We start from the raw sequence: 21361 nt of genomic DNA, 5'->3' as shown, positions 1-21361 counted from the left end.
TATAAAACGTTTAAAATGAACGATGTAATAAGAGCTCAGTTAAGGAAAGTAAGGTTTCTTTTGCTGTGCCATCAGGCAATTGTTGAATATCAGTGATTGCTTTGTTGGTTACTTTTTTAGCAAAAGCTTGTGCTTCTGTAACGCCATGATAGTCATTGACTAGCGCCGCAACTTCAGCTGCCTCTTCTAAGGTAATGGCGCGTCCTTTATCCAAATAAGGGCTGAATACGTCAGGGGCTGCATGATAAGCGAAGAGAAGAGGTAACGTATAAACACCTTGTGACAAGTCTTCTAAAGCGGGCTTTTTCAAGGTTTCCGTGTCGGCAGTATAATCTAAAATATCGTCATAGACTTGAAAAGCAATGCCAATATGACGGCCAATTCGTTTAGCTAAACGTTGGACTTCTTTTGAACTATGACCGAAATAGGCCCCTTCAAGACAGCTTAGTGAAAAAAGTTCGGCTGTTTTGCCGTTGACACTTCTTAAATAAGCAGGAATCGACATACGGCGGTCAAATCGATGACTCATTTGATCGAGTTCACCAAGTAATAACCGTTTCATTCCTTGTGCATTGATTTTCATAAATTCAGAGCCATTCATGGCATCTGCAATCAAAGTAAAGAATTCAGTGAATAGTAAATCACCTGTGTAAACAGCCACGTCTTTACCATATTGTGATTGAATAGTCACAGCGCCTCGGCGCAATGGAGAATCGTCAATAATGTCATCGTGAATCAACGTAGCCATATGTAGGATTTCCAAAGATGCAGCTATTTTTAATAGTTGTTGTTTCTCTTGTTTTTCTTCATCACCCAGTTGAGCAAAAAGAAAGAAAAAAGCGGGGCGTAATAATTTGCCGCCAGAACGAGCCAAAGTTACTAAGGCTTCTTCAATGTCTTCGTTGCGTGTATGCAACGTTTGTTCAATTAATTCACATGTTTCCGTTAAAGAACGTTCAACGTCAGGAAACGACTTCCAAAATGTGTTCATAAATATACTACGATCCTTTCAGTGGTTCAATACTATTTGATTGTATACGAATTGGCGACAGAAATACAGTAATTAAGTTTTAAAAGTAACAAAGTTTGTAAAAAAGTAGCGGAGGGATAGTTTGAATCGAGAAATATTTTTTGAATTAGTAGAATTAAAAGCAAAAACAGCGAGTGTTTTGCCATTTTTGTTAGGAATTTGTTTTAGTTGGTACCAATATGGGCGGCTCCATGTTGGTTATGTTTTAATTTTTTTCATTGCGATGTTTATTTTTAATATGGCGGTCGATATTTTAGATAATTATAATGATTACCATCATGCCACAGAAGTTCATGATTATAAGGAAAAAACGAACATTATCGGTCGAGAAAATTTATCTTTGCCATTAATACGCAAAATGATTTTTTGGATGATTCTCGTTTCTGCTTTAATGGGGATTGGGTTGTCATTTATTGTCGGCTGGCCGTTATTAATTATGGGTCTTTATTGTTACTTAATTGGTATTTTTTATTCATCAGGACCGAAACCTTTATCCAGTCTACCATTAGGGGAAGTTTTCTCAGGATTTACAATGGGGTTCATGATTACCCTTATTTGTGTCTACATTAATACGTTTGAAGTTTTCAATTGGTCAGCAGCTAATTTATGGGGGATTTTCTTAGTCGCCTTACCTAACACTTGTTACATTGCTAACTTAATGTTAGCAAATAATATCTGTGACTTAGAGGAAGATGAAAATAACAAGAGATATACATTAGTTCATTACCTTGGCAAAGCAAGTTCTTTGAAATTATTCGTCGGATTAAATACAATAGCAATGTTAGCCATTTTGTTAGCTGTCGGTTTAGGATTAACCCCGCCAACAATGTTACTCATGCTTTTAACTTTACCTTTTGTACGGAAACAAACCCAAGCCTTACTGAAGGAACAAGTGAAGAGTAAAACATTTGTTTGTGCTGTGAAGATCTTAGCTGTGGGAGCAACTGCACAAGTGCTATTTTTTGCCATAGGTTTGTGGTGGCTGTAAATTTTTTATAGAGTGGAAGGGAATCAAAATGAATAAGAAACATGTTGTTATTTTAGGTGCTGGTTACGCAGGCTTAAAAACATTACGCGAATTACAAAAAGGCGCCAAAGACGTCGAAATTACTTTAGTGGATCGTAACAACTATCACTACGAAGCAACGGATTTGCATGAAGTTGCTGCTGGAACACAACCAGCTGAAAAAATCACATACAATATTATGGATGTTGTCGATGAAAAAATGACAACCTTTATCCAAGGAACAGTTAAAACAATTGATGCTGCAACACAAACAGTTGCTTTAGAAGATGGTCAAACAATCAATTATGATTACTTAGTTGTTTCTCTTGGGTTTGAATCAGAATCATTTGGTATCCCTGGTGTGCAAGAACATGCTCTACAAATGGTAGATGTGAAAACGGCTTTAAACGTGTATGAACATATCCAAGAACAAATGCGTCAATACAAAGCAACTCAAAACGAAGAATTCTTAAAAATTGTTGTCTGCGGAGCAGGCTTTACAGGGATTGAATTATTAGGTTCTCTTGTTGAAAACAAACAAAAATTTGCTGAAATCGCAGGTGTCTCAGCAGATCAAATCCAAATTTATTGTGTCGAAGCAGTTACTCGCCTATTGCCGATGTTTAACGAAAAACTTGCGAACTATGGTGTGCAATTATTAAAAGATTCAGCTATTCATTTATTATTAGGTAAACCGATTAAAGAAATCAAACCAGGCGCAGTTGTTTATCAAGATAACGAAGCAGGCGACTTGGCAGAACTTTCTGCTAAAACAATTATTTGGACAACGGGTGTTAGTGGGAGCCACGTTGTAGGCGATTCTGGATTTGAAGCTCGTCGTGGTCGTGTCATGGTTCAACCAGATTTAACAGATGCGAACCATAGCAACGTCTATATTATTGGTGACTGCTCAGCAGTTATGGATACAGAAACCAATCGACCTTACCCAACAACAGCACAAATCGCCTTGAAGATGGGCGCTCATGCTGCTAAAAATATTCAAGCACAATTGAAAGGGGAAGCAACTAAACCTTTCAGCTTTAAATCACAAGGTTCTGTTTGTTCTGTCGGAAATACACGTGCTTTAGGAATTGTTGGTAAAACAGACATTAAAGGATACCCAGCTTCATTCATGAAAAAAATTATCATGAACAAAGCGCTCTTTGAAACAGGTGGTACCAAAGAAATGATGGCTAAAGGTCGTTTCGACTTATACCATTAAGAATCAGCAAAATAAGAAATAATGAGGTCGGGACAGAACCGTTTAGCTCCGAGAAATAAGAAGAAATTTCCGAAAATTGCTCTTTAATTTTTGGAGAATTTCGGCTTATTTCCGAAGGAGTTGGTTCTGTTCCCGCCGTTTATCAGTTTTTGAGCGTAGAGCAAAAATCCAAAGTGATTTTTGTCCCACGCTCATTTTTCTTAAATGAAAGTTTTTAAAAAATTTCCATGATTTTTCAAGTAAAATGAGGTGGGCACTTTTGTTCGATTCCATTTTTATGTATAATGAGAAGTGATGGAAAGAGGGAAGTTAAATGGCACAAAAAAGAGCAACAAATAAGAAAAAAAGTACGACAAAGAAAAAGACCAAAAAACAACAGCAACAACAAGAACGTTTAAATTATATGTTTCTTGGCCTGATTTTTATTTTATTCGGTGTCTTTGGACTCTTTCGCTTAGGGTTTTTAGGCACGTTATTAGCGAATTGTTTACGCTTAGTTGTAGGTAATACCTTTCCATTTGCAGCGATTTTACTAATCCTGTATGGCTTATTAGTCATGATTTATGGGAAAGATTTTCCGTTAAAAAGAGGGCGCCCTATTTTTGGGGCTGTTCTGATTTATATTAGTGTTTTGTTATTTTTCCATGCCTTTATGTTTCGAAATGTTAGTGGCAGTCAACCAGATATTTTAGGTAACACTTGGGAATTTTTGCAAAGCGATTTAAAAGCCAACCAAGTGACGCAAAACGTAGGGGGCGGTATGATTGGCGCGCTGCTTTATCAAGGAACGTACTTTTTGGTGGCACAATTTGGCAGCTATTTAATTGCCACATTGCTACTGTTAGCGGGTATTTTCTTGATGAGTATGTGGGATTTTCAGCAAATTGTTGATCATTTCCAAAGTATTCAAGATCGCCTAAGTCATGTTTCGGCAAAATCACAGGCGCGACAAGAAGAAAAAGAGGCGAAGCGAGCAGCGAAGAAAGAAGCCAAAGCTGCAGAACGCCAAGCAAAAATTGAAGCCGCTGCCCAACAAAAATTACAAGAGCGGGAACGCATGGAACAAGCGGCAGCCGAGCGCTTAACAAAAACACCAGTTGAAACCCACCAACCAATGGTGGAAGAACCGGCTGCACCAACGCCTGTTCAAATTGATTCGTTTCAACAGCAAAATCAGGCGATGCCTGTACCACCAATCGCAGCAACAAAACCGCAACGAGAGCAGGAAGAAGAGGCGTCAGATGAAGCTGGTGTTCTCGAATTTGAAATTTCTGAAGAAGCGGAAGATCGTGATTATCAACTACCACCAACTGATTTGTTAGATACAATTCAAGCAACGGATCAAAGTGGTGAATATGAAAAAATCGAAAAAAATATTGGCGTCTTAGAACAAACCTTCAAGAGTTTTGGTGTTGATGCTAAAGTAGTCAAAGCTAGTTTAGGACCATCTGTCACAAAATTTGAAGTTCAACCCGCTGTTGGGGTAAAAGTTAGCAAAATTGTTAACTTGACGGATGACATTGCTTTAGCGCTTGCGGCCAAAGATGTTCGTATGGAGGCTCCAATTCCTGGGAAATCACTAATCGGGATTGAAGTTCCTAATAGTGCAATTAGTACAGTATCCTTTAGAGATATTGTTGAGGCACAACCAAGTCATCCAGACAAACTATTAGAAGTACCTTTAGGTCGAGATATTTCAGGGATGGTTCAAACTGCGGATCTATCAAAAATGCCGCATTTATTAATTGCGGGATCGACAGGGAGTGGGAAATCGGTTGCTATCAATGGCATCATCACAGGTATTTTGATGCAAGCGAAACCCCATGAAGTAAAATTAATGATGATTGACCCGAAAATGGTAGAATTGAATGTGTATAACGGGATTCCTCATTTATTAACGCCAGTGGTTACTAATCCGAGAAAAGCGGCCCAAGCCCTACAAAAAGTAGTTCAAGAAATGGAATTTCGTTATGAAAAATTTGCAGCAACAGGCGTCCGAAATATTACTGGTTACAATCAACTAATTCAACAGAAAAATGCGGAAGATGGCGAAAATCGTCCGATTCTGCCATTTATTGTTGTCATTGTGGATGAGTTAGCTGATTTAATGATGGTGGCAAGTAATGAAGTAGAAGATGCGATTATCCGCTTAGCCCAAATGGCACGGGCAGCGGGTATTCATATGATTTTAGCGACACAACGGCCAAGTGTGGATGTCATTACAGGAATCATCAAAGCAAATGTCCCTTCTCGAATGGCTTTTGCGGTCTCAAGTGGGACAGACTCGCGTACCATTATTGATACCAACGGGGCGGAGAAACTATTAGGTCGAGGCGATATGCTCTTCTTACCAATGGGAGAAAATAAACCAATTCGTATCCAAGGGGCCTTTATCTCTGATCAAGAAGTCGAACGAGTGGTTGCGTTTGTAACGGACCAACAAGAAGCTGAATATCAAGAAAGCATGATGCCAACAGATGAACCGACCACTTCAGGCGGTGGCGAAGCTCCTCAAGATGAGTTGTTTGAAGAAGCGAAAAACTTGGTGGTTGAAATGCAAACAGCTAGTATTTCATTGCTACAAAGACGTTTTAGAATTGGCTATAATCGTGCGGCTCGCTTAGTAGATGAATTGGAAGCACACGGAGTTATTGGACCATCAGAAGGTAGCAAACCAAGAAAAGTCTTTCTACAAGCGGAATCAGAAGAGGCAGCACCTGAAACACCAGAACAATAAACAAAAAGAACAAAAATAGATAAATTTATCTATTTTTGTTCTTTTTTTATAATTTCAGCAAAGCATCATGTTATAATCATAATTTTCTGGTAAAATAGAAAGGAATAGTGCGGTTGGGAGGGAGCGTATCATGAGAAGAAAGAGCGTGCTTTATTTAGAAGTAGCAGATCAGATTAAAGAAGATATTTTGAGTGGCAAGTATCCAGTAGGAACGTTTTTACCAACAGAAACAGAATTGGAAGAGATGTTTAACGTTAGTAAAATTACGATTCGGCGGGCAATCGAAATGTTAGCAACAGAAGAATTTGTTGAGAAAAAAAGTGGCCGAGGCACAACTGTGTTAAGCAATCGTCCCTATAATAAACTATCAAAAGCAGGGACATTCACTGAATTTTTGAATGAATCAGGTCAGAAAGTAACTAAAAAGGTTTTACAAGTTGAAAACTTGACGTTGTCAAAAGAGATGCCTGCTTATCAATTTTTAGGAGAAGAAGTGGTTCACCTTTCACGGTTATATCTAATCGATGAACAACCCTATATTTATTTTAATTACTATTTGCCAGCTGCCATGAAAGACGTATCATTGACTGAATACAAAGAAGAATCCTTGTATCGTTTGATGGATCGACATGCCATTGAAATTTATAAATTTGAAGACCGTTTTGAAGTTGCAACTTTGACAGAAGCAGAGCAAAAGATGTTGCAAACAACTGAAACAACGGGCTTAAAAAGAATTCGGCGTTCGTTAAGCCCAACAGGTCGTTGCGTAGAATATTCAGAAGCTATTTATAATACGAAGATTCATCCTTATGTGATTGAATATGAAGCATAACTTTTAAAAGAATAACAGTGCACTTACAGTAATGTAAGTTCATTGTTATTCTTTTCTATTGTCGTTTTTTTTCGTTTTCGATACACTAAATGAGTGAGAAGAATAGGAGTGGAAAATATGTTAGAAGTACAAAATTTGAAAAAAGTTTACGGAAACGAAATTAAATATGAAGCTTTAAAAGGGATTAATTTAACTGTCCAAGATGGTGAATTTATTGGTATTATGGGACCTTCTGGAAGTGGGAAAAGTACACTTTTAAATTTATTGGCAACAATCGATAGTCCAACAGACGGTGAAATACTTTTAAATGGAAAAAATCCAAACAATTTGAATCAAGAACAAATTGCTAAATTCCGTCGTACAGAATTAGGATTTGTTTTTCAAAGCTTTAATTTAATGCCAACATTAACTGTTGAAGAAAATATTATTTTGCCATTGACGCTTGATGGAGAAAAAGTCTCTGTAATGAAACGACAATTAGCAGAATTAAGTGAGCGTTTAGGTATCAATCATCTGTTGAAAAAACGAATTGCAGAAATTTCTGGTGGACAAGCACAGCGTGTCGCCGTTGCTCGGGCAATGATTCATCATCCACAATTATTATTGGCTGATGAACCAACAGGAAACTTAGATACGAAATCATCTAAGGATGTGATGGGCTTGTTACAACAATTAAACGAAGAAGAAGCGGCGACTATTTTAATGGTAACCCATGATCCGCTAGCCGCAAGTTATTGCAAGCGCATCGTCTTTATTAAAGATGGTGAATTAATCGATGAAATTGTCCAAAACGGCAACCAAAAAGAGTTCTACGATTTAATCATGATGAAACTGGCTGAGATTGAAGGTGTCGATAATGAATTTTAATCAGTTTGTTATAAGAAACACGATTCGAAATAAGCATTTATACTTGGCTTATTTCCTAAGTACAATGTTTTCTGTGATGATCTTTTTTACGTTCACTGGTTTTGTCTTTCACCCAGCCTTAGCTAATGGTTTAAATCCTAAAGCACAAATGGGAATGACGGCTGCGGCAATTATAATCTATGGTTTTTCTTTCTTATTCGTTTTATACTCGATGGATGTCTTTATCCAATCTCGGAAAAAAGAGTTTGGAACCTTGATGATTCAAGGGATGAGTCCAAAACAGTTAAAGAAAATGATTTTTATTGAAAACTTAGTGATTGGTTTCTTTGCTACAATTTTTGGTAGCATTTTAGGTGTTGGATTTTCACAGTTTATTTTATGGATTAGCAATTTATTGATGCATCTAGGTTTAGGTTTTTATTTGCCAGTGATGCCGTTTATCATTACTGTCATTTCATTTGCGGTCTTGTTCTTAGTAATTTCTTTCTTTATTCAATTCCGCTTGCCAAAAGCGACACTTCAAGAGCTCTTAAAAGCAGGAGAAATGGGTAAAGGTGAAATCAAAAGCTCTAAAGTTAAATCTTTCTTAGCCGTGTTGCTTTTAGTTGTCGGTTACGGAATTGCTTTAGTTGCTAAGGGACAGTTGGTTTTAATGGTGATGTTCCCAGTAATTTTCTTAGTTATTTTAGGGACAAAATTCTTATTTGACCAATTGAGTGTTTCTGTCATTGAACGTTTAAAACGGAAACCAAAAATCTTTTGGAAAAAAACCAATATGGTTGTTTTATCAGATTTGGCTTTCCGCATGAAAGATAATGCACGTTCGTTCTTCTTGGTTTCGGTGATTTCAACGGTCGCTTTTGCTGCCATTGGAACGTTATACGGCGTGAACGAGATGATTTTTAAAGGAATAAGTTCTGTACCGTACGAACTGACATTGTCTGATTCGACCAACCCAGAAAATCAAGAAATGAAACAATTTGCGACAAAAACATTCCAAGAAAAAAATATTCAGTTTGATGAAGTGGAGTATCCACAATTTACAACAAATGAAGGTATCCGCTTAATTCAAGCATCAGAATATAATAAGTTAGCAAAAATGATTGACGAACCAACGATTGATGGGAATAGCGTTGTTAATTTAAAACAAGAAAATGTTCCTTCAGATATGTTTGTGGACGTAAAAACAGTTAGTTTAGCTAACAATCAAACTTTAAAAGTCGATAAAATCTCTAAAACCAATGTTTTGCCAACAGCTGGAGGGATTTTAGTTGTTCCTGATACAACACCGTTAGACGGAGTTAAAAGTGAAATAAATACCATTTGGCAGCCCAAAGCAGGAACTGATCGTGAAGAATTGATAAAAGCAGAAAATATCATTGGTGACAAGTACCCAATGTTACTAGGAACAGCTGCAATGTCGGCAGCCATTACGCAATTTTATACGCCAGTTCTTTTTGTCGGACTATTTATCGGTATCGTGTTCTTTGTTTCGGCGGGTAGTTTCTTATACTTCCGTTTATACAGTGATATGAATACGGATGTTGAAAAATTCAAGATGATTTACAAACTTGGCTTGACGAAAAAAGAATTGAAGAAAATGATTTACCAACAAGTAGGTATTTTATTCTTTACCCCAATTGTTGTTTCATTTATTCATGGAGCTGTTGCTTTGAAAGCAATGTATGCTGTCTTAGATCAGCCAATGCAATTAGCTGGCTGGGAAGTTTTAGGTGTTTTCTTATTGATTCAGGTCGTTTACTATTTAATTGCCAGAACGTTCTACTTCAAAAAAGTTTATCACTTAGTGAAAGATTAATTATAAAAAATCGTTAAGCATGCGTGCTTAACGATTTTTTATGAGGATCTTCGTGATATTGCATTCAAAGTGAGAATACGTTATAGTTATGAAGCGAATGTAATAGCAGAAATGAGGAAAAGAAATGCAGAAAGAATCCATTTATGGACTGACGAGAGAACAGCTTGTGGACTGGTTTTTAGCCCATGGCGAGAAGAAATTTCGCGCAACACAAGTGTGGGAATGGTTGTATACAAAACGTGTTGCTTCGTTTAGTGAAATGTCGAACATTTCTAAATCGTTGATGACTTTATTAGAAGAAAATTTTTCATTAAATCCATTAAAACAAGTCATTGTGCAAGAAGCGCAAGATGGTACCGTGAAATATTTATTTGAATTACCAGATAAAAATATGATTGAAACAGTCTTGATGCGTCAAGAATATGGATTATCTGTTTGTGTGACCACTCAAGTTGGCTGCAATATTGGGTGTACATTTTGTGCTAGTGGGCTATTAAAAAAACAAAGAGATTTAACTGCTGGCGAGATTGTTGCCCAAATTATGTGGGTGCAACATTATTTCGATGAACGTGGGTTGGATGAACGTGTTAGCCATGTCGTTGTGATGGGAATTGGTGAACCATTTGATAATTATGCAAATGTCATGAACTTTTTACGAACGATTAATGATGATAAAGGTTTGGCCATTGGTGCCCGCCATATTACAGTTTCAACAAGTGGTTTAGTGCCAAAAATTCGTGAATTTGCAGACAGTGGACTACAAGTAAACTTAGCAATCTCATTACATGCTCCTAACAACGAAGTCCGTACATCAATTATGCGGATTAATCGTAGTTTTCCAATTGAAAAATTAATGGCAGCAATTGATGAATACATTGAAAAAACCAACCGACGTGTTACATTTGAATATATTATGTTGAGTCAAGTGAACGACCGACCAGAACATGCTCAACAATTAGCAGATTTACTACGGAATAAGAAAAAACTTTCTTATGTTAATCTGATTCCGTATAACCCGGTGAGTGAACACGATCAATATAGCCGAAGCTCTAAAGAAGCGGTTTTAAAATTTTATGATGTACTCAAAAAGAATGGCATCAATTGTGTTATTCGTAAAGAACACGGAACAGATATTGATGCGGCTTGCGGACAATTACGCAGCAAACAAATGAAAAAAGAAAAAGTCAAAAACCAATAACGTAGTTAAAATCGGATCAGAAAGGTTTCTTTTTGATTCGATTTTTCGTTTATTTAATAAAAAATCGTCGGTTTTTCCATTCTTGCTTATAAACAAAAGATGAATGCTCTAAAACTTTTATGACAAATTTTCTTTTTGTGGTTTTCAAACTTGAAATTCTAAAAGAAATAGCTATACTGAAAAGAGATCGTCACAGAATTTTTCATGAAAACAGCTATTATTTTCGTTATCTTTTCAAGAAAGTGAAATTTTGTTACGCTTGTTTAGTTTAAATGAAATGAGGGAGTCTATGGAGAAAAAGCAATTAAAAAGAGAGATAACAACGTTTGGTGCGTTATCCACGGTAATGGGTACGGTGATTGGCGCTGGTGTTTTCTTTAAAGCTGCGAGTGTCGTTGGACACGCACAGTCAGCTAGTTTAGCTATCTTTGCTTGGGTGTTAGGTGGTGCCTTAACCATTTGTGCAGGATTAACCAGCGCCGAACTTGCTACAGCAATCCCTGAAACAGGTGGCGCAGTGAAGTATATTGAATATACATATGGTAAATTAGCTGGTTTTCTTTTAGGGTGGGCACAAAGTATCATTTATTATCCTGCCAACATTTCGGCGTTATCCATTATTTTTAGTACACAACTAATCAATTTGTTTCATCTATCGGCAAATTTATTGATTCCAATTGCCATTCTTGCGGGAACCAGTATCACGATAATTAATTTATTAGGAACAAAAATTGCTTCTTTGGTCCAATCAACAACATTGGTGGTAAAACTGATTCCAATTGCCTTGATTTCTTTAGTAGGATTATTTACTCCAGGACAGGTAGCTGTTTCACTTTTTCCTGTTGAAACAACAGCGAATACTGGCTTTTTAGTTGCTTTTAGTGGCGCCTTAGTCGCCACCATGTTTGCTTATGATGGCTGGCTAGGTGTGGGTAACGTGGCTGGTGAAATGAAGCGACCAGAAAGAGACTTGCCTAAAGCCATTATTTTTGGTTTGTTATTGATTACTTTAATTTATGCTTTAATTAATTTTGTGTTTCTAAAAACATTACCAATTGAGCAAATCGCTGGGAATTTGAATGCAGCTTCGGATGCTTCTGTGGCTATTTTTGGACCAATTGGCGGCAAAATCGTAACTATTGGGATTTTAATCTCTGTATATGGTGCGTTAAACGGCTACACAATGACAGGGATTCGGATTCCTTATGCCTTAGCCTTAGATAATCTGATGCCTTTTAGCCGTCAGTTTCAAAAGTTGTCTAAACGCTTTGTTGTTCCTTACGTTGCTGGAATTTTCCAGTTAGCTGTAGCCATTATCATGATGTTTTTCGGGACCTTCGATTTATTGACGGATATGTTAGTTTTTGTTATGTGGCTGTTTAATCTATTAATTTTCTTAGCCGTTTTTATTTTAAGAAAACGAGAACCTGAATTAAAACGACCGTATAAGGTTCCTGGCTATCCAATTATTCCAATTATCGCAAGTCTAGGTGGTATCTTCATCTTGGTTACAACGAGTATTACACAGCCTATTCTAGCATTGATTGGTATAGGAATTACGCTTCTAGGAATTCCAGTTTATTTAGTTAATAAACAAAAAACGAAGCCAAAAACGTAAACGATCCAATCGGATTATCATAGTTTTTCTCAAAAATTTTGTGATTCAGAGAAATTTTTGAAAACTAAACGCAAGATTTTTTTAGTATAATACTAAGTGTCTAGGAGTTCCACTATTTTGGGGAAGATAGATGGACAGCGCAAACTTCAAAAAAAGAACCTTCATCTTACTGGTGAAGGTTCTTTTTTTTGCTGAAATCATAAAATAAATGCGTAGTTTATTAGTGAGAGGAGGAAATGAATGACTGAAAATGTAAAAAAATTAGCTCATCAATTAATTGAATGGGGCGTCCTTCATGGGGCGCAAGACGTTTATTTTTTACCCAATGATACCGAAATAGCTATCTCTTTTCGGACAGGGATGCAACGGACACCTTACACACAAGTTTCCGCAGAAATAGGCGAAAAGTTAATTTTCCACTTTAAATTTATAGGCGGCATGGATGTCGGAGAAAGACGAAAAGCACAATTAGGCGCGACAACTTATCTAATTGGCGAGACGAAGCAACGCTTGCGTTTATCATCTGTGGGAGATTTTCAGAATCGAGAGAGCTTGGTAATTCGTTTTTTGCACCGATTTGGTGAACAAGCTGAACATTTTTTCTTTCCCCACCAGCTGAATGAAATTGAAGCATCTTGTCAGAAACGAGGACTTTATTTATTCAGTGGGCCAGTTGGTTCTGGGAAAACAACAACCATGTATCGTGTGGCTAAACAAAGAAGTGGCGAACAACAAGTGATAGCGATTGAGGATCCTGTTGAAATTGAGGAAAAGCAGTTTTTACAGTTGCAAACAAATGAAAAAATTCAGTTAACGTACGAAGCCTTGATCAAAGTTTGCTTGCGCCATCATCCTGATATTTTGATTATTGGTGAAATTCGTGATGGCGAGACGGCTCAAGCAGTTATTCGAGCAGCCTTAACGGGTCATACTATCTTTGCGACAATTCACGCCCGTAACTTATTGGGGGTGCAACGGCGTTTGATAGAATTAGGTGGCCCAGAGCATGAATTGGCTGAATGCTTGCAAGGTATCATTTACCAACAGATTTTGACAACCACGATTAATAAGGAACAAGTAGCGGGAATTCTATATGATTATTTCTTCTTTAAGGAAGCCGTTATAAAGAGTAGTTGGCAAAAGAATCTAAGAAAGGCGTGGGCGTATGGGTTTATTACAGAAAAAACGTATTTTCAAGCCATCGAATAAATTAACGAAAAAACAACAGCAGCTTTTTCTGAAACTATTAGCGGATTTACTTGCAAATGGTTTTAATATACAAGAAAGTTTTTCCTTCATGAAAAAATCAAACGCCTTACCTCAGCACAGTATAACTTTTTTAGTTGAAGGCTTTTCCTCAGGCATTGCCTTACAAGCTTTAGTTGAAGAATTAGGATTTTCAACAATGGTCTCGGCACAATTGTCGTTTGCTACTGCACACGGGGATTTGGTAGGGACACTACAAGCGATTTCCGAACATTTTTTTCAAACGGAAAAATATCGGCAACAGTTCTATAAAATAATTAGTTATCCGCTGCTCCTGATTGTTTTTTTGATTCTCGTCATTGTTGGTATTCGGCAATTTTTATTGCCCCAATTAATGGAAAATGATGCCAATAGTTATTCTAAAAATATTGGGATTCTTCTGATTGTTTACAGTCCATACATTCTGGTTACCTTAGTTTTTGTCCTCTCATTTAGTTTCTTCATTTTAAACCGTTATTTGAAGCATCAGTCTGCTATTCAGCGGGCCTTCGTATATCTGAAACTGCCAATTATTCGTGGCCTTTATCGGGAATACGTCAGTGCTTTTTTTGCACTAGAATGGGGGAAGTTGCTTGCACAAGGATTAGAAATGAAAGAGGTCATCGATTTGATGCGCCATACAACCAATTACCCCTTAATGAAAGAATTAGCTGGAGCAATTAGTGAAGGACTGCTAGTTGGTGAAACCTTACATAGACAATTAGCTGCTTATCCTTTTTTTACAAAAGCATTGGGCTTAATGATTCAACAAGGAGAAGTAAAAGGAAAATTAGGCAAGGAGTTGATGGTTTATAGTAATGTCTGTTTCCAAGGTTTTTTCAAAAAAATTGAACGAGTCATTACCCTTGTTCAACCATTTGTTTTTATCATAATTGCTTGTTTAATTATCGGTGTCTATGGGGCGATGTTGCTGCCTATTTATGGCAATATGGAAGGAGTTTTATAATGAAAAAGAAACAAAAATACGCGGGGTTTACATTATTAGAAATGTTGATTGTCTTATTGATTATTTCCGTATTGATTTTACTTTTTGTCCCTAACTTAGCGAAACATAAAGAAACAGTTGACAAAAAAGGCAATGAAGCAATCGTAAAAATTGTAGAATCACAAATCGAGCTCTATACACTAGAAAAAAATAGGACGCCTTCCTTAAATGAATTAGTCAACGAAGGCTACATTACTAAAGAGCAGTTAGATAAATATACAGCAGAAAAGCAATGAACAAGTCAGCAGGATTCACATTAATGGAAACACTTGCTAGTTTAACGATTGTTTGCTTTATGACTATGCTCCCAACACTCGCTATTCACCGCTGGCAAGAAACGTTAAAAATTGAACAGTTTCTTGCTACGGTAGAAAAACAACTTCGTTTTGCACAACAGCAAGCAATTGTTTTAGAGGAAACACAAGAAGTTTGGTTTTTTGAAGAACAACAAAGCTTTTCATTTCCTGATAAATTGAACCAATCAGCTCGAAGGACTTCGCTAGCTGTACCTGAAAAAATGACAGTGAGTGGTCCAAGCAAGCTCAGTTTTCTTCATTCGTCAGGGAACAATGGCCGTTTAGTGAAATATATTTTTACTTGGACTGAAAAGAAACAGCAACTTATTTTACAATTTCAAATGGGGAGTGGCAAATATACGAAGAAAATTAACTATTTATAGCGGTTTTATTTTATTAGAGAGTCTCGTTAGTTTTAGTATTGTATGTGTGGTAGCAGGGATATTCTCCCTGACTATTACACAATTAATTCAGCAAAATTATCAACGTGAGCAAGAATTAACGCGCACTCGTCTAGGATACGAAGCAATTTTATTTTTAGAGCAGACGGGTGATTTACGTTTCAAAGAGCGGATATATCAAGGAGAAACTTACCGATTTTCTTTGATGGAGAACAAGGGAAGATGGATACTAAAAGTCACAGATTCAAGAGGAGCGATTTTGATTGGTCAATAAAAAATATGCGGGTTTTACGATGTTAGAGTGTTTAGTGGCACTAGTCGTTTTAAGTTGTATGTGTCAATTGTTTCAGTTGATGATTCAACAAAGTTTTATCGGAAATCAATATTTGAAAAACAATGATTCGAAATCCTGGCATATTTTTTTAATTCAATTAGAAAAAGAATGTCAAAAGCTCGTTTTCCAAACAGGCTCTGCTCAAGAGATTTCTTTCCTCGACTCAGAAACAAACAAGACTATTTCAATTCAAATCAAAGAAGATAAAATTATTAAGCGAGTCAATGGTAAAGGCTATCAACCGCTGTTAATTGGTATCAAAAATGGACAGTTTAAAAATGAAGGACAATCGTTTACTTTGGAAGTTACTTTTACTTCTGGAAAAACATTTGATAGTTCTTTTCCAATAAAGGGAGAATTTTAATGAGGCAAAAATATTCAGGAAACTTATTGTTCACGGCCGTGGCATTTGTTTATTTGATGAGTTTTCTCGCCCTTCAGTTACTAGAAGAACGTCAGTTAACACAAAAATTTACGCAAGCTACCCAGGAATACTATGCAGGGAAAAGTATCCTTCATTTATTTCTTGCAGATGTTAAACAAAATAGACGAAAGTTAAAAACAGAAGAAAAGCTCATGTACGAGCAAGTAACCCTCGATTATACATACAAAAATGAACAATTAAGAATAACTGTTTTATTAAACAAATCTGGTCGAAAATACCAATATCAAGAGAGAGTTTCTCATCAAAAAAAAGCGGAAACAATGCTGGAATAGCGTTGTTTTTCTACAAATTATTAGATTTTAGAAGAAAGACAGTAAAGGCATTGATTATTCTTTCTTTTTTCGTTAAAATAAAACAGGTATGGAAGTTGTTACATTTTGAATAGAATAGAGGTGCTAATTTGTTCCCAGAAAAAATTGAAGAGGCTTTCGAGCCAATGGAACAAGCAATCCAGTTATTGCAACAGTCATTGGATACTTCTTTTTTAGATGCGTATATTGAAAATGGTGAAAATATTTTAGATGATTTTCAAGTACGAGTACTTGACGGAGTACCTAATCCAGAGACAGTGAAACAATTAGAAACGCTGTATCATACGATTAAAAAAATTGATTTAGCTCCTGAAGATGTGCGACGCTTGTCCCAATTACTTTTGTTAAAAGGAACGAGAAAAGAGCAGCTTCAAGCAAATCATCAATTGACGCCAGACGGTATTGGCTTTTTGTTTGTTTATTTAGTAGAACAATTAACAAATAAATCAGAGCCATTAAAAATTTTAGATCCTGCTTCAGGAATGGGAAATTTACTGTTAACGGTTCTGCTGAACCTTGAAACAGCTGGTTACAAAGTTTCTGGTTATGGTGTGGATATCGATGAAACACTTTTGGCAGTATCTTCTGTGAACAATGCTTGGTCACAAGCCAATATTCAGTTGTTCCATCAAGACGGATTGCAAGATTTGTTATTGGATCCAGTTGATTTAGCATTAAGTGACTTGCCGATTGGCTACTATCCAAATGATGAGCGAGCAAAGGGATTTGCTGCTGCTGCGGAGGAAGGCCATAGTTATGCGCATCATTTATTAATGGAGCAAGCTATGAAATACGTGAAGCCAGCAGGGTTTGGCTTATTCTTAATCCCGACCAATATTTTAGAGACTGAGCAAAGTGAATTCTTTAAAAATTGGTTGACAAAAAATGTCTATTTACAAGGAATGATACAGTTACCTGATGAATTGTTTAAGTCAGAACAATCACGTAAAAGTATCTTGCTTGTTCAAAACAAGGGTGCAGATGCTGAGCAAGTGAAGGAAGTTTTGTTAGCAAAACTTGCCTCTTTGAAAGATATCAATAAAGTAACGGAGTTCTTTAAACAATTTGAAGCTTGGAAAGCTTCAAATTTAAAATAAAATAGTAACGAAGAGGAGAAAATTATGTCTAAAACAATTGCAATTAATGCAGGTAGTTCAAGTTTAAAATGGCAATTATACCAAATGCCAAATGAAGAAGTGATCGCTAAAGGAATCGTTGAACGTATTGGCTTAAAAGATTCTATCTTCACAATTAAATATGGTGAAGGACAAAAATATGAAGTAATTGTTGATATTGATAACCATGAAGTGGCAGTAAAAATGTTACTAGACCAATTAATCGACTTAAACATTTTAGGTTCTTATGATGAAATTACTGGTGTTGGTCACCGTGTAGTTGCTGGTGGAGAAGAATTTAAAGATTCTGTTGTTATTACAGACGAAGTATTAGAAAAAATTGAAGCTTTATCTGAATTAGCACCTTTACACAACCCAGCGAATGCAATGGGGATTAAAGCATTTAAACATATCTTACCAGAAATCATTAGCGTGGCAGTCTTTGATACGTCGTTCCACACAACAATGCCAGAACACAACTATTTATATAGTGTACCGCGTGAATACTATGAAAAATTTGCTGCACGTAAATATGGGGCACATGGAACAAGTCATCGTTATGTCTCTCAACGTGCTGCAGAAATGTTAGGTCGTCCAATTGAAGACTTGAAAATTATCACTTGTCACTTAGGAAATGGTGCTTCAATCACTGCAGTTGATGGTGGTAAATCAGTCGATACATCAATGGGCTTCACTCCTCTTGCTGGCGTTACAATGGGGACTCGTTCAGGGGATGTTGATGCGTCACTATTGCCTTATTTAATGACAAAACTTGGCTTGACTGATGTACAAGACATGGTTGATATTTTAAACAAAAAATCTGGTTTATTAGGTTTAACAAATGGTTTATCAAGCGACATGCGTGATATTCAATCAAACTTAGATAAACCTGAAGTTCAAACAGCATACAACATTTTTATCGATCGTATTCGTAAATACATTGGTAGCTATGTCACTGTTATGAATGGCGTTGATGCGATTGTCTTTACTGCTGGAATCGGTGAAAATGCAGTTGGCGTTCGTAAAGATATTATTGATGGCATGACTTGGTTTGGTTGTGAAATCGATGATGACAAAAATAATGTACACGGTGAAGAAGCAGTTATCTCAACTGATGATTCAAAAATCAAGCTTCTATTAGTACCAACTGATGAAGAGTTAATGATTGCCCGTGACGTAGAACGTCTAAAATAATTAAACGAACACACCTTGTGAGATGCTCTCACAAGGTGTGCTTAATAGGTAAATAAGAAGAAACTGAGCCAACTATCAAAAGTGATAGTTGGCTCAGTTTCTTTTTATTCTTTATTTTTCTTCATTTTTTGGTAATTTGTTGTCTAAATCCGTCCGTACAACGAGAACATCGCAGCTAGCGTTACGGATAACTGATTCAGAGACAGAGCCAATAAATAAACGCTCAACGGCATTTAATCCAGTTGCTCCTAACATAATTAAATCAATGTTGTATTCTTTTGGTAATTCTTTGGCAATAATGTTCTTAGGAGAACCATAGGCTAGAACGCTAGAGACTTTTGTTTGTCCCATATCCACCGCTTGTTGTTGGTAGGTGTCTAAGGTTTCTTTTGCCATTGACATTGCTTCTTCTGCTAGCGCACCATCAAAAGAGGACACTGATTGGAAAGAGCGCGTATCAACAACATGTGCTAATAGTAATTCAGCATCGTTTCGTTTAGCGACGTTGACCGCTTTTTTAAAGGCTAAGTCTGCTTCGTCAGAACCATCGATTGCTATCATAATTTTTTGATATTGTTGTAACATAATAACCGCTCCTTTCAGCGTAAAAAAATCATTAATTGTTTCTATAATAATTGTAAAACAAACAAAGAAAAAAAGAAACTGAAACCGCTTCTTTTTTTCTGAATATTGGCATTTTTTTGTAAAAAAAACTTCGTTCAAAAAAATCTTTTTGAACGAAGTTTTAAATTCATCGTCTTTTATGACATTTTTTTTGCAAAAGTTAAACTAAACAACGTTGAAAGTAATAAAACAAAAAAGATAAAACCAATTGACAATAACGGGCGATTAAAAATAGCCGCTAGAACACCTAGAATGGCGATAATCAAGTAATAACGCCCAAAACGTTCGATAAACTGTTGACTTTCTGTTGCAGTTTCTTTTTTTAAGAGTGGTAAAAAAGCTGCACTTTTCTTCATCAAATAATAACTGGCTACGCCTGTGACAACGGCGAGTAATAGTACGAGTATACGAATCATCTTGTCCTCCAAAAAAAAACAACTTGCCAGAGCAAATTGTTTAGAAATCTTCATAAAAATGGTAAAATCCGTCGATGCCGGTAATCGTCCTAGAGTATTGAACCCGCAAGATAAGCAGGTGGGTTCCTCGATCGCAGTATTGAACTACCAAAAGAAAAGGCATGTTACCAACTTTGATACAAGCAGGATCCCTAGATATCAATAAAAATGTTCGGTCAACACAGTGAAAGGACAACGCGTACATCACAGATTTACCATCTTTATAATAGCATACTCTCTCAAAATCGGCAACGAGATTGTTTCTTTTTTTGAAAGCGTATTATTTTGTTATTTTTTCTGTTTCCATTCTTGGATACGCTTGAGTTGCTGATGTAAGGCTTGTTCATATTTACCAATATCGATCGGTTCGTAATAACGTGCCTCTTTTAATTTGTCAGGTAAGTATTGCTGATTGACCCAACCGTTTTCAAAATTATGTGGATATTGATAACCAATACCACGGTTTAATTCTTTGGCTCCAGCATAGTGGGCATCACGCAAATGATCAGGAACGTCTCCCACAGAGCCTTGTCGAATATCTGCCAAAGCAGCATCAATCGCTGTGACTGCAGAATTTGATTTTGGCGATAAACATAAATCAATGACGACACTGGCTAGAGGAATCCTAGCTTCTGGAAACCCTAGCTTTTCGGCGGCTTGAACAGCGGTGACTGTCCGAGCGGCGGCCGCAGGATTCCCAAGACCGATATCCTCGTAAGCAATGACCATTAAACGACGACAAATAATCGGTAAATCACCTGCTTCAACTAAGCGACCCAAATAATGAAGTGCAGCATCTACATCGCTTCCTCGAATTGACTTTTGGAAAGCGGAAATCACGTCATAATGGGCATCGCCATCTTTATCATGCGTTAAGGCTTTTCGTTGCACGCACTCTTCAATAATCGGTAAGGTGATCTTAATTTCGCCTTGTTCATTTTTGGGTGTTGATTTAACAGCTAATTCTAGTCCATTTAGCGCACTACGTAAGTCACCGTTCGTTGCGCGTGTCAAATGTTGTAATGCTTTTTCTTCTAAGTGGACGGGATAATCGCCTAAGCCACGTGTGCTATCGGTTAAGGCTTCTTGAATCGCTTGCTGAATGTCTGTTTCTGTTAAGGGCTTTACTTCAAAAATTTGCGTGCGACTACGAATCGCAGGGTTAATTGTAATATATGGATTTTCGGTAGTTGCTCCAATCATAATAATTCGTCCGTTTTCTAAATGAGGGAGCAAAAAATCTTGTTTTGTTTTATCTAATCGGTGAATTTCATCAAGCAGTAAAATCACTGTGCCACTCATTTTGGCTTCTTCAGCAACGATTTGTAAATCCTTTTTGGTGTCTGTGGCCGCGTTCAACATGCGAAAGGCATAATTTGTTGAACCAGCGATTGCGCTGGCAATACTGGTTTTTCCAGTGCCAGGCGGCCCATAAAGAATCATCGATGAAAGCATTTTGGCTTCGACCATCCGACGAATAATTTTACCAGGGTCGACTAAATGTTGTTGACCAACTACTTCGTCTAAGTGACGAGGTCGCATTCGATAGGCTAAAGGTTGTTGCATAAAAGGACCTCCTTTTTCATAATCATCTTATTATAACATA

21 protein-coding genes and 1 other RNA gene are annotated in these 21361 nt (G+C 36.8%); 17 read left to right on the top strand and 5 right to left on the bottom strand.

The features are described from left to right. Positions 1-10: 10 nt before the first annotated feature. Positions 11-991: a polyprenyl synthetase family protein gene (locus tag IGJ90_RS08990; protein ID WP_002366904.1), complete on the bottom strand. Its 981-nt coding sequence runs from the start codon at positions 989-991 to the stop codon at positions 11-13. Positions 992-1112: 121 nt separating this feature from the next. Between IGJ90_RS08990 and IGJ90_RS08985 the strand changes: the two genes are divergently transcribed. The 17 genes from IGJ90_RS08985 (at position 1113) to IGJ90_RS08905 (ending at position 18676) form a co-directional block, all read left to right on the top strand. Further along, complete coding sequence (locus IGJ90_RS08985) at positions 1113-2018, top strand: prenyltransferase (protein WP_002360016.1); 906 nt, start codon at positions 1113-1115, stop codon at positions 2016-2018. A gap of 28 nt (positions 2019-2046) precedes the next feature. Next, the gene (locus IGJ90_RS08980) at positions 2047-3258 is read left to right on the top strand and encodes an NAD(P)/FAD-dependent oxidoreductase (RefSeq protein ID WP_002366903.1); all 1212 of its coding nucleotides are present in this window, start codon (positions 2047-2049) and stop codon (positions 3256-3258) included. A 313-nt stretch (positions 3259-3571) separates the two neighbouring features. Further along, the gene (locus IGJ90_RS08975; protein WP_002366902.1) at positions 3572-5995 is read left to right on the top strand and encodes a DNA translocase FtsK; all 2424 of its coding nucleotides are present in this window, start codon (positions 3572-3574) and stop codon (positions 5993-5995) included. Between the two features lie 130 nt (positions 5996-6125). Further along, entirely contained in the window at positions 6126-6827 is a 702-nt protein-coding gene (locus IGJ90_RS08970) for a GntR family transcriptional regulator (RefSeq protein WP_002356983.1), read from the top strand. Positions 6828-6944: 117 nt separating this feature from the next. Next, positions 6945-7694, top strand: coding sequence for an ABC transporter ATP-binding protein (locus IGJ90_RS08965; RefSeq protein WP_010822976.1), 750 nt, complete (start codon positions 6945-6947; stop codon positions 7692-7694). Continuing rightward, entirely contained in the window at positions 7684-9513 is a 1830-nt protein-coding gene (locus tag IGJ90_RS08960) for an ABC transporter permease (protein ID WP_010713274.1), read from the top strand. The genes IGJ90_RS08965 and IGJ90_RS08960 overlap by 11 nt, the downstream gene beginning before the upstream one ends. Before the next feature lie 124 nt (positions 9514-9637). After that, positions 9638-10711, top strand: a complete 1074-nt coding sequence (rlmN, locus tag IGJ90_RS08955; RefSeq protein ID WP_002356987.1) for a 23S rRNA (adenine(2503)-C(2))-methyltransferase RlmN — start codon at positions 9638-9640, stop codon at positions 10709-10711. Positions 10712-11000: 289 nt separating this feature from the next. Beyond that, positions 11001-12329 (top strand): APC family permease, encoded by a 1329-nt coding sequence (locus IGJ90_RS08950; protein ID WP_002362058.1) that lies wholly within the window; start codon positions 11001-11003, stop codon positions 12327-12329. A gap of 240 nt (positions 12330-12569) precedes the next feature. Further along, the gene (comGA, locus tag IGJ90_RS08945; protein WP_002374519.1) at positions 12570-13538 is read left to right on the top strand and encodes a competence type IV pilus ATPase ComGA; all 969 of its coding nucleotides are present in this window, start codon (positions 12570-12572) and stop codon (positions 13536-13538) included. Next, entirely contained in the window at positions 13495-14541 is a 1047-nt protein-coding gene (gene comGB, locus IGJ90_RS08940; protein WP_002366897.1) for a competence type IV pilus assembly protein ComGB, read from the top strand. Before comGA ends, comGB begins: the two co-directional genes overlap by 44 nt. Continuing rightward, positions 14541-14816, top strand: a complete 276-nt coding sequence (gene comGC, locus IGJ90_RS08935) for a competence type IV pilus major pilin ComGC (protein WP_002366896.1) — start codon at positions 14541-14543, stop codon at positions 14814-14816. Before comGB ends, comGC begins: the two co-directional genes overlap by 1 nt. Next, a complete protein-coding gene (gene comGD, locus IGJ90_RS08930) occupies positions 14813-15259 on the top strand; it encodes a competence type IV pilus minor pilin ComGD (protein ID WP_002366895.1) in 447 nt (148 codons plus the stop codon). Before comGC ends, comGD begins: the two co-directional genes overlap by 4 nt. Further along, a complete protein-coding gene (locus tag IGJ90_RS08925; protein ID WP_025186644.1) occupies positions 15225-15551 on the top strand; it encodes a type II secretion system protein in 327 nt (108 codons plus the stop codon). The genes comGD and IGJ90_RS08925 overlap by 35 nt, the downstream gene beginning before the upstream one ends. Continuing rightward, positions 15541-15975 carry a competence type IV pilus minor pilin ComGF gene (gene comGF / locus IGJ90_RS08920; RefSeq protein WP_002366893.1) on the top strand — a complete coding sequence of 145 codons (435 nt, stop codon included), beginning with the start codon at positions 15541-15543 and terminating at the stop codon, positions 15973-15975. The genes IGJ90_RS08925 and comGF overlap by 11 nt, the downstream gene beginning before the upstream one ends. After that, the gene (gene comGG, locus IGJ90_RS08915; protein WP_002366892.1) at positions 15975-16328 is read left to right on the top strand and encodes a competence type IV pilus minor pilin ComGG; all 354 of its coding nucleotides are present in this window, start codon (positions 15975-15977) and stop codon (positions 16326-16328) included. The genes comGF and comGG overlap by 1 nt, the downstream gene beginning before the upstream one ends. Positions 16329-16456: 128 nt before the next feature. Next, positions 16457-17464 carry a class I SAM-dependent methyltransferase gene (locus IGJ90_RS08910; RefSeq protein WP_002357063.1) on the top strand — a complete coding sequence of 336 codons (1008 nt, stop codon included), beginning with the start codon at positions 16457-16459 and terminating at the stop codon, positions 17462-17464. A gap of 24 nt (positions 17465-17488) precedes the next feature. Next, positions 17489-18676, top strand: a complete 1188-nt coding sequence (locus tag IGJ90_RS08905; RefSeq protein WP_002357064.1) for an acetate/propionate family kinase — start codon at positions 17489-17491, stop codon at positions 18674-18676. Between the two features lie 111 nt (positions 18677-18787). Here the strand turns inward: IGJ90_RS08905 and IGJ90_RS08900 are convergent, their stop codons facing one another. The 4 genes from IGJ90_RS08900 to IGJ90_RS08885 all read right to left on the bottom strand — a co-directional run bounded on the left by IGJ90_RS08900 (position 18788) and on the right by IGJ90_RS08885 (position 21321). Continuing rightward, on the bottom strand, positions 18788-19261 hold the full coding sequence (locus IGJ90_RS08900) for a universal stress protein (RefSeq protein ID WP_002357065.1): 474 nt from the start codon (positions 19259-19261) through the stop codon (positions 18788-18790). A 176-nt stretch (positions 19262-19437) separates the two neighbouring features. Then, positions 19438-19770, bottom strand: a complete 333-nt coding sequence (locus IGJ90_RS08895; RefSeq protein ID WP_002357068.1) for a hypothetical protein — start codon at positions 19768-19770, stop codon at positions 19438-19440. Between the two features lie 7 nt (positions 19771-19777). After that, positions 19778-19971: non-coding RNA, 6S RNA (gene ssrS, locus IGJ90_RS08890), on the bottom strand. A 72-nt stretch (positions 19972-20043) separates the two neighbouring features. Next, on the bottom strand, positions 20044-21321 hold the full coding sequence (locus IGJ90_RS08885; protein ID WP_002366890.1) for a replication-associated recombination protein A: 1278 nt from the start codon (positions 21319-21321) through the stop codon (positions 20044-20046). Positions 21322-21361 lie beyond the last annotated feature (40 nt).

The sequence above is a fragment of the Enterococcus sp. AZ129 genome, from assembly GCF_051714505.1.
GTDB classification, from domain to species: domain Bacteria; phylum Bacillota; class Bacilli; order Lactobacillales; family Enterococcaceae; genus Enterococcus; species Enterococcus faecalis.
This window is presented reverse-complemented; position numbering and strand designations above follow the sequence as displayed.

Excerpts from the sequence above, each read along its gene's own strand:
- IGJ90_RS08990 (WP_002366904.1), bottom strand. The coding sequence starts at position 991 with ATGAACACATTTTGGAAGTCGTTTCCTGACGTTGAACGTTCTTTAACG.
- IGJ90_RS08980 (WP_002366903.1), top strand. The coding sequence starts at position 2,047 with ATGAATAAGAAACATGTTGTTATTTTAGGTGCTGGTTACGCAGGCTTA.
- IGJ90_RS08975 (WP_002366902.1), top strand. The coding sequence starts at position 3,572 with ATGGCACAAAAAAGAGCAACAAATAAGAAAAAAAGTACGACAAAGAAA.
- IGJ90_RS08970 (WP_002356983.1), top strand. The coding sequence starts at position 6,126 with ATGAGAAGAAAGAGCGTGCTTTATTTAGAAGTAGCAGATCAGATTAAA.
- IGJ90_RS08965 (WP_010822976.1), top strand. The coding sequence starts at position 6,945 with ATGTTAGAAGTACAAAATTTGAAAAAAGTTTACGGAAACGAAATTAAA.
- IGJ90_RS08960 (WP_010713274.1), top strand. The coding sequence starts at position 7,684 with ATGAATTTTAATCAGTTTGTTATAAGAAACACGATTCGAAATAAGCAT.
- rlmN (WP_002356987.1), top strand. The coding sequence starts at position 9,638 with ATGCAGAAAGAATCCATTTATGGACTGACGAGAGAACAGCTTGTGGAC.
- IGJ90_RS08950 (WP_002362058.1), top strand. The coding sequence starts at position 11,001 with ATGGAGAAAAAGCAATTAAAAAGAGAGATAACAACGTTTGGTGCGTTA.
- comGA (WP_002374519.1), top strand. The coding sequence starts at position 12,570 with ATGACTGAAAATGTAAAAAAATTAGCTCATCAATTAATTGAATGGGGC.
- comGB (WP_002366897.1), top strand. The coding sequence starts at position 13,495 with ATGGGTTTATTACAGAAAAAACGTATTTTCAAGCCATCGAATAAATTA.
- comGC (WP_002366896.1), top strand. The coding sequence starts at position 14,541 with ATGAAAAAGAAACAAAAATACGCGGGGTTTACATTATTAGAAATGTTG.
- comGD (WP_002366895.1), top strand. The coding sequence starts at position 14,813 with ATGAACAAGTCAGCAGGATTCACATTAATGGAAACACTTGCTAGTTTA.
- comGG (WP_002366892.1), top strand. The coding sequence starts at position 15,975 with ATGAGGCAAAAATATTCAGGAAACTTATTGTTCACGGCCGTGGCATTT.
- IGJ90_RS08905 (WP_002357064.1), top strand. The coding sequence starts at position 17,489 with ATGTCTAAAACAATTGCAATTAATGCAGGTAGTTCAAGTTTAAAATGG.
- IGJ90_RS08900 (WP_002357065.1), bottom strand. The coding sequence starts at position 19,261 with ATGTTACAACAATATCAAAAAATTATGATAGCAATCGATGGTTCTGAC.
- IGJ90_RS08895 (WP_002357068.1), bottom strand. The coding sequence starts at position 19,770 with ATGAAGATTTCTAAACAATTTGCTCTGGCAAGTTGTTTTTTTTTGGAG.
- IGJ90_RS08885 (WP_002366890.1), bottom strand. The coding sequence starts at position 21,321 with ATGCAACAACCTTTAGCCTATCGAATGCGACCTCGTCACTTAGACGAA.